Genomic DNA, 13,837 nt, shown 5'->3' on the forward strand with positions numbered 1-13,837 from the left:
AGCCGTTGCTTCCCTCTACTCAGCCAAAGGCCGCGATCAGCTCGGCAAGCCGCCGGGCCTGGGCCTCCCGCTCGGCTTTCAGTTGCTCCTCGTACGTACGGTCGGACGCACCCAAAAGCAATGCCTTGGTCTCGCGTACTGCCCCGACCAGCGGCGACAACACCGCCTCTGACAGGTCCTTCACTGTGCCGGCCAGTTCGTCGGCCGGTACGACGATGTTCGCCAGGCCGATCTCCTTGGCCTCAGCCGCCTCGACCCAGCGCGACGTCACGCAGATCTCCAGCGCTCGCGAGTAGCCGACCAGTTGCACCAGCGGCTGCGTCCCGCCCAGGTCAGGTACCAGTCCTAGCGCCGGCTCCCGCATGCTGAACTTCGCGTCCGGCGTCACCACCCGCAGATCACAAGCCAGCGCGAGCTGGAACCCAGCCCCGACCGCGTGGCCCTGGACCGCAGCGATGCTCACGATCTCCGGCTTGCGCAGCCAAGAGAACCCGCCTTGGAAATGCGAGATCAACTCCTGCAACTCGTCCGCGGGCTTCTTCCCGAGGGTGAGCAGCGGCTCCTGGCCATCGACCGGCTCCCCCATCATCAGGTTGCGATCCAGCCCGGCTGAAAATGACTGCCCCTCCCCCGACACCACGACAACCCGAACCTCATCGGGCAACGAAGCCCCGAAGTCCGACAGCGCGGCCCACATCGCCGGAGTCTGCGCATTCCGCACCTCCGGCCGATCCAGCACCACCCGGGCCACGGGCCCGTCCACCGACAACCGCAATCCAAGTTCAGCCATGCCAGGAACATACGTCACCGGCACTCAACTGTCCGTGAGGCGTTGGTCGCATCCACGCCCACGCGCGGCTCCTCCGTCGCCGTGCTCCCCACCCCCCACCCGAGGCGCTCCTGCGTCGCACCTCGGCTGCCGCGAGAACACCCAAACTGCGTGGGAGCCAGGTTGCTACCGGGCTCCTTCGAGCGGGCTGGCCGCGGAACAGGCCGGCGAGCGCCGGGGCAGCCCACCCACGCCCACACTGCGCGAGAGCCGGCTGCTACCGGGCTCGTTCGAGCTGGCTGGCCACTGAACAACCCGACGCTGGGACAACCCTTGGAAGTTGTAGGGCACGTCGGCCCTGGCATGCGCCCGTCAGCTCGGACAAAGCAGCGTGGTCCGAGGAACCTGCTGCGGGCCGGCCAGCGCCGAGGAGGTCACGCAGCGGGGTCGTATGCAGAGTAGGCGAGTGCGGCGACTGATTGCGTCGGCGGCATCGGAACGACTGCTCTGGGCGCACACCGGCTGGGTCGCCGGCCGGCAGGCTCGGGCTGGCGGTCACCTGTCTGCTGGCTCGCTCCAAGGAGCACGTTGGCAACGCGCCCTCGCGCTATGTGGCTGCGGGGAGCCGACGCCGGCCCCGTTGGGGGAACGGCTCCGGCCTACAGCGATCGGTCGAGCGGGCAAGTCCGCTCCGAGTTGCCTGGTGGAAGTGGGGTCGCACGCAGTGTGGTTGCTTTCACGGCAGCCGAGGTGCGACGGAGGAGCAACTCGCCTGGGGGGGGGTGTGGAGCACGGCGACGGAGGAGCCGCGCGTGGGCGTGGGTCAGCTGCCCAGTAGACCCTGAAGGCGGCGGAGGGTTTCGGGTGCGCCAAGTGCCTGGGTGGTGGCGTGTAGGTCGGGGCTGCGGGTGGAGCCGGTGATGGCTACTCGGACGAGTTGGGAGGCCTCGCGGATCGAGCCGGGGAAGGCCTCGGGGGCCTTCTTGTACTCCTTGGCATTGGGAGCGAAGCCTTGTTTCACAGCCAGGTCTCGGATCTGGGCGAACCAGGCTTGCGGGTCATCCAGGTGTTCATAGCCGGCGATCAGCTCCGACGCGAAGGCTGTGGTGACATCGGGTGCGACGTTCAGGCCGGCCAGGCGCTCGTCTGTCGGGCCGGTCAGTGGGGTGAAGAGTTCAGGGAAGAAGAAGCCGTACTCGGGGCGGAAGTCGGACCACTTCCGAAGGTCTTTGCGTGGGTTCTCGACGCCGTCTCGCTCGACGGCCAGAGCTCGGAGTGCCAGCTCTGGCGAGTTATCAAGGACCGTGACTAGTTCGGGGTCGTAGGCAGTGGCCCACACCCGCACGGCGTCGAAGATCTGCTGGCCGGTCAGCGTCGCGATGTGGTTGGCGCTGATGTCCTCGAGCTTGACCAGGTCGACGAGCGGGCCGGCAACGCCGCACTGGTCGAGGTGGATCGGTGCCTGTAGCGCCTCGGGCAGTGGGATCTCGGCCAGTCGGCCGTTTGCGAGGCCGCGGAGGTAGTACAGGACCACCTCGGCCGGGAAGCCCTCGCCGATGTAGAAGTCGACGCCGGCTTCGGGGTCCTTGCGCTTGGAGAGTTTTCGTTTGCCGCCGGGGATCTGCTTCATCAGCGGTGCGATGTGCGCGTACTCGATCGGCTCGAACTCCAGCGCCGCGAACAGCTGCTGGTGCAGCGGTACCGACGAGATCCACTCGTCGCCGCGGATCACCAGGTTCACCCGCATCAGGTGATCGTCGACGGCGTGCGCGAAGTGGTACGTCGGGAGCCGCGGTGACTGGTCCGACGACTTCAGGATGACCGCGTCGTTCCGGTTCGCCTCGTGCTCGAGCCGGCCGCGGATCGCGTCCACGAACGATGCCCGTTGCCCGTCGGCACCGTCGGGCGCGCGGAAGCGGACGACGTACGCCGCGCCTTCGGCGAGCTTGGCCTCGACGTCAGCCACCGGTGCGTCGCGCCAGATCGCCCACCTGCCGTAGTACCCGCTCGGAACCTTGGCCGCCTGCTGACGCTGAGTCGTCTCGGCGAGCTCCTCCTTGGTGGCGAAGCACAGGTACGCCTTGCCCTGCCGGAGCAGGTGCCGCACGAAGCTCAGGTAGATCTGCTCACGCTGCGACTGCAGGTACGGACCGTACGAACCGTGGCCCGCGTCCTCGTCGGACTCGATGCCGAAGTAGGCGAACCCGCGGGCGAACTGCTCGAGCGCGCCCTCCACCTCCCGCGACTGGTCGGTGTCCTCGACGCGGACCAGGTACACGCCGCCGGTGTTCGACGCGATGTCCCGGTCGATCATCCCGACGTAGATGCCACCGATGTGGATGAACCCGGTCGGCGACGGCCCAAGCCGCGTGACCTTCGCACCGTCCGGCAACTCGCGCTGCGGGAACTGCTCCTCCCAGTACGCCGGTTCCGGCAGGTCAGCGGGAAAAAGAGCATCGACATCCATGCGCGCAAGCCTAGAGTGCGTCAGGTGAATCTCTCCCATCTCGGTACGCCGACCGGGCCGATGACCCGTGTCCACGGTGGATTCGCCAACCGGATGTACCGCCTCGACACCGACCAGGGATCGTTCGCGGTGAAGGAACTGAACCTCGCCGATCGTCGCTGGACCTACCGCGTCGAGGACGTCTTCAGGCTGGAGCGCGCGGCCTTCGCCGCCGGCATCCCGATGCCGGAGCCGATCTCAGCCGACCAGCACACGCTCGTCCACCGCTGGGTCGACGGCGAGAAGATCCCGGAAGCGCCGGTGTCGGAGGCGTACGCGTTCGAGGTCGGCGAGCTCCTCGCCCGCATCCACGCCCTGGACGTCGAGTGGGCCGAGGACCCAAGCGAGGAACCGACACCACAGGACTGGCCTGTACTCGCCCAGCGCGCAGCGGCGACCAACCAGCCGTGGGCCGACGAACTCGCCTCCCAGGTGGAGACGTTCCTCGCAATCGCCCATTTCGTCGACACCTGCGAACGGCCCGGCCCCGTTGTCCTGACTCACAAAGACATCCAGCCCTGGAACCTGCTCGCTCGAAACGGCCGGCCGGTACTGCTCGACTGGGAACTCTCCGGCCTGCTCGACCTGTCCGGCGAACTAGGATCGACCGCCCTAAGCATCGCGAAGGGCCCCGGCCTCGACACCATCGAGCCCACCATCTTCCGCTCAGTCCTCAACGGCTACACCGCAGCCTGCGGAACGCTCCCACCGCCAGGCCCAAGCTGGTTCGCCTACCTCATCAGCGGCTGGCTAGGCCACACCAGATGGAACATCCTCCGCTGCCTATCCACCGTCGAGGCAACCACCGGCCCAGACCTAGCCCTCTCCCAGGAGTCCGCCCTCAACGGCATCCACGGACTACCCGACCTCTACGCCCGCCTCCCAGACCTCGAGACGCTGCTCGCCTGACCGGTCAGGCGAGGGAGACGAGGTCGGCGTAGTCGTTGGTCCAGAGGTCTTCTACGCCGTCGGGGAGCAGTAGGACTCGCTCGGGTTCGAGGGCTTCTACGGCGCCTTCGTCGTGGGTTACCAGGACGATGGCGCCCTGGTACGAGCGGATTGCGTTGAGGACCTCGGTGCGGGAAGCGGGGTCCAGGTTGTTGGTGGGCTCGTCCAGGAGCAGGACATTCGCGGCGGAGACGACGAGCGTAGCCAGGGCCAGGCGGGTCTTTTCGCCGCCGGACAGGACGCTGGCGGGCTTGTCGGCGTCGTCGCCGCTGAAGAGGAAGGAGCCGAGGACCGAGCGGGCCTGGGTCTCGTTCAGGTCGGGGGCCGCGGACTTCATGTTCTCGATGACCGTGCGGTTCACGTCGAGGGTCTCGTGTTCCTGCGCGTAGTACCCGAGCTTGAGGCCGTGGCCGTCGATGACCTCGCCGGTGTCCATCTTCTCGATGCCGGACAGCACCCGGAGCAGGGTCGTCTTGCCCGCGCCGTTGAGGCCGAGCACGACGACGCGTGAGCCGCGGTCGATGGCGAGGTCGACGTCGGTGAAGATCTCCAGCGAGCCGTACGACTTCGACAGCTCCTTGGCCATCAGCGGGGTCTTGCCGCAGGCGGCCGGCGTCGGGAAGGAGATCTTCGCGACGCGGTCCGACTGACGCTCGTCCTCGAGCCCGGACATCAGCTTCTCGGCCCGCTTCAGCATCTGCTGCGCGGCCGTCGCCTTGGTCGCCTTGGCGCGCATCTTGTTCGCCTGGGCGATCAGCTGCGAGGCCTGCTTCTCGGCGTTGCCCCGCTCGCGCTTGCGGCGGCGCTCGTCGGTCTCGCGCTGCAGCAGGTACGCCTTCCAGCCGACGTTGTAGATGTCGATCTCGGCCCGGTTCGCGTCCAGGTGGAAGACCCGGGTGACGGTCTCCTCGAGCAGGTTCACGTCGTGGCTGATCATGATCACGCCACCGGGGTAGTTCTTCAGGAAGTCGCGCAGCCAGACGACGGAGTCGGCGTCCAGGTGGTTGGTCGGCTCGTCCAGCAGCAGCGTCTCGGCCTGGGCGAACAGGATCCGGGCCAGCTCGACCCGGCGCCGCTGACCGCCCGACAGCGTTCCGAGTGGTTGCCCCAGCACCCGATCCGGCAGGCCCAGGTTGGCCGCGATGCGGGCCGCCTCGGACTCCGCGGCGTACCCACCGGCCGCGTGCAGGTCGGCCTCGGCGCGCTCGTACCGCCGCATGCCCTTCTCGCGGGTCTTCTCGTCGGCGCTGGCCATCGACTTCTCCGCGTTGCGCATCCGCCGGACGACCTCGTCCAGCCCACGCGCGGCCAGGATCCGGTCCCGGGCCAGCATCTCCAGGTCGCCGGTCCGCGGGTCCTGCGGCAGGTAGCCGATCTCGCCGGACGACGTCGCCGAGCCGGACGCGGGCAGGCCCTCACCGGCCAGGATCTTGGTCAGCGTCGTCTTGCCGGCGCCGTTCCGCCCCACCAGTCCGACCTTGTCGCCTGGGCCGACGCGGAAAGAGGCAGGCGACAGCAGTTGCCTGGCCCCGACGCGTACCTCGAGGTTGGTGGCAGTGATCATGGCGGCGCAGGTGTCCTCAGGTCGGAAATGAGCGGGCTGTGTCGGCGGCGGCAGCGGCGGGCTTGCGGGCAGAGCCGCAGCGCCGCGTCACAAGGCAGCCTCTTGCGGCGACGAGGTCTAGTGTATGTGCTGTGAAATTCAACCCTGACGCCGACTTGGACACGAGCGGTGTCGAAGACACCCGAGGCAGCGGTGGTGGAGGCGGCGGACTGCTGCCCGGCGGGATGGGAATCCCGGTCGGCGGCGGGATCGGCGGCGTCATCCTGCTGGTCGTCATCCTGCTCCTGAACGGCACCCTGGGCGGCGGAGGCGGCAGTGACCAGCCCGCGGCCAGGAACACGGCAGCGGGCAACCTGGGCTCCTGCAAGACCGGCAAGGACATCAGCCAGAACCCGGACTGCGCCTTCGTCGCGTACCAGAACTCGATCGAGGGCTTCTGGGCGGCCGAGCTCCCCCGCCGCGGCAAGAAGTACACCAAGGCGCCGATGCGGGTCTTCAGCAACTCGGTCAACACCGGCTGCGGGCCGGCGACGGCGGCCGTCGGGCCGTTCTACTGCCCGCCCGACAAGACCGTGTACCTGGAGCTGGGCTTCTTCAAGACGCTGGAGACCGACCTGGGCGCGAAGGGCGGCCCGTTCGCGGAGGCGTACGTCGTCGCCCACGAGTACGGACACCACGTCCAGGACCTGTACGGCATCCTCGACCGGATCAAGTCCCGCGAGGGCGCCGACTCCGACTCCGTCCGGTCCGAGCTCCAGGCCGACTGCCTGGCCGGCATCTGGACCAACCATGCGACGACGGTCCCGACCAAGAGCGGCAAGCCGTTGATCACCGAGCTGTCCCAGGACGACATCGAGCGCGGCCTCGACGCCGCCGCCTCGGTCGGCGACGACCGTATCCAGCAGAAGACCCAGGGCCAGGCGAACCCGGAGTCCTTCACCCACGGCACCGCCGCACAGCGGATGAAGTGGTTCCAGACCGGCCTCGACTCGGGTGACATGACCCGCTGCGACACCTGGTCCGCCAACCCGCTCTGACCCCGCGACAGCAAACCGCCCCCGGGAGGAAGTCCTCCCGGGGGCGGTTTCTTGCTTGAAGACTGGTACTACGCGACTGCCGCCGGCCGGTGATACCCCGGAAGCAGCTCGTCGACCAGAGCATCTGTCTCGGCCTCGGGCCCACGCGGAGCGCCGTGCTTGGCCAGCGCGGCGTACATCTGCGCGGCGACGTTGCCCACATCTTCAGAAGTACCGAAGTGAGCGGCCAGCCGCAGCGTCGCTCGCCACAGGTCCTCCGACGCCGGCGAGAAGCTCAGACCGGTCTGGAGGGCCGTACGGGCCAGGTTGCCGTCGTTGTGCCGGAGGCTGGCCTCGGCCAGGCGCAGAGCCGCGTCGACCACCGACTCGGCCATCTTGCGCTCGACACCGGACGCCGCCAGCCACGAGTAGCGGCCTGCGGGCAGGTTCGACCACGACTGGCCGTGCACCAGGCTCAGAGCCGTCGACAGCGGACCACGCGGGTCCTCCATCATCGACGCCTGCTTGGCCAGCGTCCGGAACACATCCCAGTCGACCCGGACGACGCTGCGGTTCAGCAGCCAGCGGCCGGACTCGTCGGCGTACATGGCGTCCACGCCGACCCAGTTGCGGGTGTGCTCCAGCGCCGCGTTGCGCAGCTCCTCGCTGATGCCCCGCGGCCAGATCGCTCCGGCCAGTACGTTCGGGTGTACGCCGTAGTCCTGGCTGGCCAGGAACGCCACGATCTCCGTCGACAGCGCGACCCGACCGGGGTCGATCTCGCCGCGCGCGTCCACCTCGACCGGGCCGAGCAGGTCGATCTCGACCGGCGCGGGCCGGCTGAGGTCGGTCGCCGAGAACTCGTACGCCGGCATGTCCAGATCCGCGCGCCGCTTGTCCAGCGCCTCGGCCTCGGCCACGCCGAACAGCGCGACCAGGTCCGCGAACTGGGACGGGTTGATGCTGTGGGCATCGACCTCGATGCCGAGCAGCCGGCAGACGGCCTGGTTCTTCTCGTCCACCACGAACCGCCACGGCGAACTCATCACGTCACCGACGACGACCACCGCGACGCAACGCTTCGGGTCGGAGGCGAGCTTCGCGAGCTTTGCCTCCTCCTCGGGCGACGGCGGCGCGGAGACGAAGATGATCTCGGCACCCCACAACTGAGCGTCCGGGAACGCCATCCGCGCGTCGGCGACCGAGTCTGCATCCCGCCGGCCGCAGGCCTGCACCTGAGCGTCAGTACGCCGGGTCACCTCGCGCAGCGCGTCGTCCAGGCTCACCCAGTAGGACAACCGGCTCGGCGCCAACGTCGACAGGTCGTCGCCGAAGCCGACCATGCTGATGTGCGCGCCCTCGGACCACAGGTTCGTGGCAAGCTCGGCCGCCAGCGAGCCGACGACGTCGCGCGAGGCGTTGGTGACGCCACCGAAGCTGACGATGCCGTCTGCCGTGTCGAGGTCGACCAGGACGGTCGCGCCGTCGGCGTTGCTGCCGAGCGTCACGAGTGTCGGGTACGGAGCGGGCGCGTCTACATCACCCTCAGGGCCGTACGCACGGCGTAGTACCCAGCGAGTGCCGTCAGCGATGGCCTGCCACGGGCCAGGAGGCGCAGCCTGCGACTCCCCCGGCTCCAGGACCAGCGTCAGCGCCCGGTCGGTGACCAGCGCTGCGACGACGGTCGGCATGACCCGGTTGTCGTTGGTCATCGTCGCGCCGAGCGAACGCAGCGCGTTGTCGACGAACCGGGCAGTCGGTACGTCGGAAGCCAGCCGCAGCCCGATCTCGGTCTGCCGGTGCCCGGCCGCCTTCGGACCAGGCCCCTGGGCCCAGCCGCGACGACGCTTCAGCGCGATGGCCAGGCCGGCGGCGAGCAACGTCGCCCCGACGCCGTAGATCCCGGCCTGCTGGACGTCGAACCCGCTCGCCGCCGGCGCCTCGACCTTCGCGCCGTCCACGGCCGGGTTGGCGGCCTCGGTGCCCGTCGTCTCCGGGGTCGAGGCATCAGGCTTGGTCGTCGTACCGGCTACGCCGATCGACGAGCCCGCCTCTTCGTGCTCGAACCAGCGGCTGCCGACTGCGTTCCCGCCCTGCTCGGCGGTCCGCGTCTCGCTCGCCGGGTGCGCCTGGGTGGTCGGCCGCTCAGCGGGCTTGGCCACCGGCTTGGCGGCCGGCTTCCCAGCCGGGGTCGTGGTGGTGGTCTTGGCGGCCGGGTGGTGGTCCACGTTGACGAGGACGGTGTGCACGCCGGCGCCCTTGGCGTCAGCGGGCAGTCGGACCTGCCAGCCCGGCAGGATCAGATCCGGGTTGGTGAGGCGGCGGCCGTCGGGCTGCAGCTTGTTGTGGTTGAGGTCGTAGATCTCCTTGTACCGCCGGCCCTCACCCAGGTACCGCTCGGCGATGTCCCACAGGCAGTCGTAGTTGCGACCCTGCGGCGGCCGGACCTCGGTGTACTTGACGACCTGACCGGTGTGGTCGCTGTTCGTCCGCACGCCGGTGTGCGTGTGCTTCACCACCGGCGCGACACCGATCTGCACCGAGCTGCGTGGCTCGGTCTGCCGGAACGCCTCGACCGAGCTGTTGTCGTTGCCCTGGGCAACACTCACCGAGGTCGGCGTGCCGACGGAGGTCGCCGTCACCGCGTTCGCGACCGGCAGCGTGACGCTGGCGGCACCCGCGATCAGCACGACACCCGAGATCAGCCGGCGGGCCAGCGTCTGCGAGCCGCCGCCGAGTGGGATCCGTGGCGACAGGCCGTGTCCGCGGACCTCCGCGACCGCCTCGGCGATCAGGCAGATCACGAAGTGCAGCCACGCCACCCAGATGAAGAAGGCGATGATGCCGATGATCGTCTTCGCGCTCAGCTCGTCGAACAGCAGGTCGCGACTCGGCATCCGGCTCGGCCACGGCTTGCCGAAGAAGGTCAGCAGCACGTACGGAACCCCGCCGACGATCGCGACGATCGCCAGCAACGAAGCCAGGCCCTTCAGCCGGTCCCCGGCTCCCCCGCCACTACGCTGCGGCAGCCGTGCGTTCCGCACCGGCTCACCCGTCTTCACCATCGTCGCCCCTCCCTTACCCACCGATAGCCTGAACTTCCTGCACAGGCAGGCGCTGTACTGCGTGAATCTGGGCTTCGCCGACCGGGTTCCAGGTCGGTCCACCCTTCCAGTAGTCGACCGTCCAGGTGATCGTCAGCTTCACCGTGTACATCCCGTCGGGCTGGCTCGCGCTCGACTTCGTGTACTTGTGCGAGCAGGTGCTCATCTGGTGGAACGGGTCGTTCTCACCGTCGTACCCGTCGTCGTTGTCGTCCACCTTGCCGGCGCCCATCAGGCAGAAGAACGGCTTCGTGCCGTCGCCCGGGTCGACCTCCATCACGGTGACCAGGCCGCGCATGGTCAGGTTGTGCGTCGGGTCGTAGAACGCGCTGTCCAGGTCCGCGTCGCCTTGCTCGGTGTGGAAGATCATCGAGCTGTCCCGGGTCAGCGAGAAGTAGGCCGGGACGTTGACCCGCGGCGTGTAGGTCGGCATCACCTGCAGCGCCGGATCCGGGTAGGTGCTGTCGAAGGTCGCCCAGAACTTGTCCATGTACGGCATGTCGCGGCACTGGTCCCGCTCCTGCTGCGAGACCGGCATGATCGCCCGCTCCAGGTGGACCTTCGAGCCGCCGTCGTAACTGTCGAGGTCGTAGTCCGTGATGGTCACCCGCAGGACCCAGGTCTTGCCCTCGGGCGCCTTGCCGGGGTCGATCCCCTTCGGCAGCGGGAAGTCCCGGCACGGAACGAAGATGTTGTTGCCCAGCTTCTCTTTCCAGGTCGGCACCGAACCACCGCCGAAGTACGCCTGGCCCGAGCTGCAGTAGGCGCCGAAACCGATGGAGTTCACGTACATCGTGCAGACGCGGTCACCCTGGGTGATGGTGTCCGCCGAGGCGGTCGGGGCCGGATAGACCAGTAGAAGTGCGAGCACCGTGGTCAGGGCTATCAGCCCTCGGCTCACTCGGTTGCGCATCCTCACTCCAGAGTCTCGGTCAGCTACTCGCAGGTTATCTTCAGCCAGGGGCATCATGCCCGGTGAATTCTGTCTCGTCACGCCATTGCGCAAAACGATTGCATTTCGGACTAGGCCGGAAAGTGCACCTTTCCGCAATTACTGCCGCCCGACGGACCCTTTCGGTAAGGCAACCAGCCGAGGCCGGTCCGGATCATGTCGATCGACTGCGCGACGCCCTTCGGGGCCGCCACGGCCCAGCGCTTCCCCTTCGGATCCCAGAACTGGGTGGTCTGGGACAGGCACAACTTGACCCGGACGACGTCGTACGGCTGGTTCGCGGTCCCCATCACCACGACGCTGCCCGGCGGCTTCATCACCCAGCCGTTGCGTTTGGCGTCGTCGACCACCGGTGCGGTGTCCGCGTACCAATAGGCAGGGAAATTGTTCTTGATGATGTTCGAGTCACGAGCGATCAGAGCGCTGAAGTACAGCGGGTAGCTCTTCACGAGGCCTTGGACGGCGGGAAGGGCCGCGAAGTTCCCCGGTACGACGATCACCTGCCCCTCGGCCGGCGGTGGCGCGACGGTCACCGGCGGGGCCGAGGTCTTGGCGGTAGGCGCGGACGTGGGGTCGGCGGACGGCGGACCACTGAGGGTGATCGTGGGCTGGGAGTCGCCGCCACCGTCGCCGACGGGTACGGGCATACCGCCGTCGTCTTTGCTGCCGCAGGCGGACAGCAGCAGGGTTGCGGCCAGCAGGACGGCTGGGATGCCGGCACGTCGCACGACTCGGACTCCTCGAAGGTCGGTCATCAGTTGGCTTCCGGGGGCTGGGAGTTCTGCGGTACTCCGGCAGGCGCGCCGCCGCCGCGTGGCTTGGTCGTCTTCGGAGTGCTCGACGGCGGCGGCCGCTTGGTCGGCTTCGTGGACGTCGGCGAGGTCGGTGGCGACGTCGGCGGGGTGCTGGTGCCGGGCGTCGACGGGGTTCCACTCGGGGTGCAGCTGGCCGGCATCGGGAACGGCAGGGTCCAGGTCGGGGTCGGCGAGCCCACGTACCAAGGGGACGGGCACGGGATGTCGAGGGTCGGCGGTACGGCGGTGGTGACGGGGATCTCGCCGGGGCCGTCGGTGCGGCCGCTGACGACGATCGGCGGGATCTTGGGGCTGTCGTCGGCCTTGTTGACGCCTTGTTCGGCGTGGGCCTCGCCGGTGCCGGTGGCGTCGAGGTGGCCGATGCCGACCATGCCGAGGAAGGTCGTCTGGTTGCCGATGACGACCTGCACCTTGAGACCGTCGTCGGTGAGCTCGGTGGCACCGCAGCTCTGGACTGCCTTGTCGTTGGAGGAGACCTCGGAGCAGAACGCGGCGACCGCGGCACCGGCCTTGGTCGTGTCGATCTTGGCTTCGGTGGTGTTCAGCTGGATGGTGGCGGCGCCGACGCGGGCCGCCTCCTGGGCGTACCCGACCGCGCGCGACTTGGCGCCGAGTTGCCGGCCGCCGTCGATGACGAGGCCGGCCAGCGTGAAGATCATCACCGCGAGAATCGCCACCGCGGGGCTGAGCGCGCCACGCTGGTTGCGCGGGGCATCGACCCGCACGAACGCGACCAGACGCGCGACGGGCCTAGGGAGTGTTGCCATCGCGCACGCCTCGGTAGGGGTCGATGGAGGAACTGAACCGCTTGGTGATGGTGGTGTCGCCACCGATGCCGAGCAGGCCGAGGTCGCGGTAGTTGATCGTGCAGGTCACCTCGACCGACAACGTCGCCCCCGCCGCGAACGCGCTGGTGATGGTCCCGCCGGCACTGTCCTTACAAGACTTCACAGCCTGATCCATGGTCCGCGTCACCGCGGAATCCACCTGCGTCTGAGCATCCCCCAACGACCGAGTCTGACTAGCCGACCTCGCACCGTCCCGCGCCGCATTTTCCAACAACGAAGACGTCTGGAAGTACCGCCCACAAGCCAGCAAGAACATGAACAAAATCAGCAGGAGAGGCGCCAAGATCACCATCTCCAAAGCCATCGTCCCGCGCTCACCGCGCTCCGCGCGGCGAGCGCGGTAGGTGGCGAAGGCTCGCCCACCGCGACGCCGCGCTCCGGCTCCACCGTCCGCGCGGAGCGCGGGTGCTCCGGCTCCACCGTCCGCGCGGACCGCGGGTGGGCGTGCGGGGGTGCCGCGGGGGCGGCGCGGGCGGGTGGGTGTCATGCCTCGCTCATTTGTCGGCTTGGAATTGTTCGATGGGGCCGGTGGCGGTGCGGGTTACTGTGAGTTTCAGGCCGGGGACGAGGGAGATGGTCTCGCCGGTGACGGTGAAGGAGACCATTCCCTCGGGGGTGTTGTAGGCGGGCGGCTCGACCACGGCGTCGCCGAGGGTGTTGCCGCCTAGTTGCTGGGCGTAGGCCTCGATGTCGCCGCGGACCTTCTCGCCGATCGCGCTGGTGTACAACGGCGGCTGGACGAGTCGCAACCGGGAGACGCCTTCCTGGGCCGCGTTCAGCGCGACCGACCGGCCGTACAACCACAGCGCGGTCTGGATCGAGATGAAGATCAGCGCCAGGATCGACGGCGCCAGGATGGCCAGCTCGAGCGAGGACGCGCCCCGCTCGGACCGCCGCCGGCTACGGACGACCCGGGCCCGGCTCCGGACCCGGCGCCGCGCACTTCGTTCCCCAGGACGAGGTGACCGCGACAACGCCTCAGCCGTTCTGGATCTCGCCCGTGCGCTTGTCGATCACGCCCCGGACCACCAGACCGATGGCCAGCGCCGCGGCGACCAGGATCGCAGAAATGATCGCCCACTCCAGCGCAGAGGCGCCGAGCTCGTCGCGGCGGCGGGCGCCGCGGGCCTTGGCGGCCGCGCCCCGGGCCCGTTGGGTGTGGGCCCGCGCCAGCGCGTAGCCGACCATCGCGCGCACGAACTGCGTTTCCACGTTCATCCGGTTAACCCTCCGAAACTCGTTACTTCAGTCCTGAGCCCGATTCGAGCCTCAGTATGCCCTCTAGGACGGACACAAATGCCCGATGGATCCTTGT

General features: G+C 68.6%; 12 protein-coding genes. 2 read left to right on the top strand and 10 right to left on the bottom strand.

Annotated features, from left to right (window positions below; translation table 11 throughout):
- Positions 1–19 precede the first annotated feature (19 nt).
- Entirely contained in the window at positions 20–790 is a 771-nt protein-coding gene (locus AB0M15_RS25475; RefSeq protein WP_363823899.1) for an enoyl-CoA hydratase/isomerase family protein, read from the bottom strand.
- 802 nt (positions 791–1,592) lie between these two features.
- Positions 1,593–3,236, bottom strand: a complete 1,644-nt coding sequence (locus AB0M15_RS25480) for a glutamate--tRNA ligase family protein (protein WP_363823901.1) — start codon at positions 3,234–3,236, stop codon at positions 1,593–1,595.
- 24 nt (positions 3,237–3,260) lie between these two features.
- Here AB0M15_RS25480 and AB0M15_RS25485 point away from each other — a divergent pair, with 24 nt between their 5' ends.
- Positions 3,261–4,184, top strand: a complete 924-nt coding sequence (locus AB0M15_RS25485; protein WP_363823903.1) for an aminoglycoside phosphotransferase family protein — start codon at positions 3,261–3,263, stop codon at positions 4,182–4,184.
- 4 nt (positions 4,185–4,188) lie between these two features.
- Here AB0M15_RS25485 and abc-f read toward each other — a convergent pair whose 3' ends face one another.
- Positions 4,189–5,787: a ribosomal protection-like ABC-F family protein gene (gene abc-f / locus AB0M15_RS25490; protein WP_363823905.1), complete on the bottom strand. Its 1,599-nt coding sequence runs from the start codon at positions 5,785–5,787 to the stop codon at positions 4,189–4,191.
- A 131-nt stretch (positions 5,788–5,918) separates the two neighbouring features.
- Between abc-f and AB0M15_RS25495 the strand changes: the two genes are divergently transcribed.
- On the top strand, positions 5,919–6,824 hold the full coding sequence (locus AB0M15_RS25495) for a neutral zinc metallopeptidase (RefSeq protein ID WP_363823906.1): 906 nt from the start codon (positions 5,919–5,921) through the stop codon (positions 6,822–6,824).
- A 68-nt stretch (positions 6,825–6,892) separates the two neighbouring features.
- Here the strand turns inward: AB0M15_RS25495 and AB0M15_RS25500 are convergent, their stop codons facing one another.
- The 7 genes from AB0M15_RS25500 to AB0M15_RS25530 all read right to left on the bottom strand — a co-directional run bounded on the left by AB0M15_RS25500 (position 6,893) and on the right by AB0M15_RS25530 (position 13,740).
- Positions 6,893–9,868 (bottom strand): hypothetical protein, encoded by a 2,976-nt coding sequence (locus AB0M15_RS25500; protein ID WP_363823907.1) that lies wholly within the window; start codon positions 9,866–9,868, stop codon positions 6,893–6,895.
- 13 nt (positions 9,869–9,881) lie between these two features.
- Positions 9,882–10,820 (bottom strand): hypothetical protein, encoded by a 939-nt coding sequence (locus tag AB0M15_RS25505; protein WP_363823909.1) that lies wholly within the window; start codon positions 10,818–10,820, stop codon positions 9,882–9,884.
- Positions 10,821–10,930: 110 nt separating this feature from the next.
- Positions 10,931–11,587, bottom strand: a complete 657-nt coding sequence (locus tag AB0M15_RS25510; RefSeq protein WP_363823910.1) for a hypothetical protein — start codon at positions 11,585–11,587, stop codon at positions 10,931–10,933.
- Between the two features lie 26 nt (positions 11,588–11,613).
- Positions 11,614–12,441 carry a pilus assembly protein TadG-related protein gene (locus tag AB0M15_RS25515; protein WP_363823911.1) on the bottom strand — a complete coding sequence of 276 codons (828 nt, stop codon included), beginning with the start codon at positions 12,439–12,441 and terminating at the stop codon, positions 11,614–11,616.
- Entirely contained in the window at positions 12,425–13,009 is a 585-nt protein-coding gene (locus AB0M15_RS25520) for a TadE/TadG family type IV pilus assembly protein (RefSeq protein WP_363823912.1), read from the bottom strand. Before AB0M15_RS25520 ends, AB0M15_RS25515 begins: the two co-directional genes overlap by 17 nt.
- A 7-nt stretch (positions 13,010–13,016) precedes the next feature.
- On the bottom strand, positions 13,017–13,496 hold the full coding sequence (locus AB0M15_RS25525; protein ID WP_363823913.1) for a TadE family protein: 480 nt from the start codon (positions 13,494–13,496) through the stop codon (positions 13,017–13,019).
- Positions 13,497–13,500: 4 nt separating this feature from the next.
- Positions 13,501–13,740, bottom strand: a complete 240-nt coding sequence (locus AB0M15_RS25530; RefSeq protein WP_343972310.1) for a hypothetical protein — start codon at positions 13,738–13,740, stop codon at positions 13,501–13,503.
- Positions 13,741–13,837: the final 97 nt, after the last annotated feature.

The sequence above is a fragment of the Kribbella sp. NPDC051718 genome (assembly GCF_040681515.1).
Lineage (GTDB): Bacteria > Actinomycetota > Actinomycetes > Propionibacteriales > Kribbellaceae > Kribbella.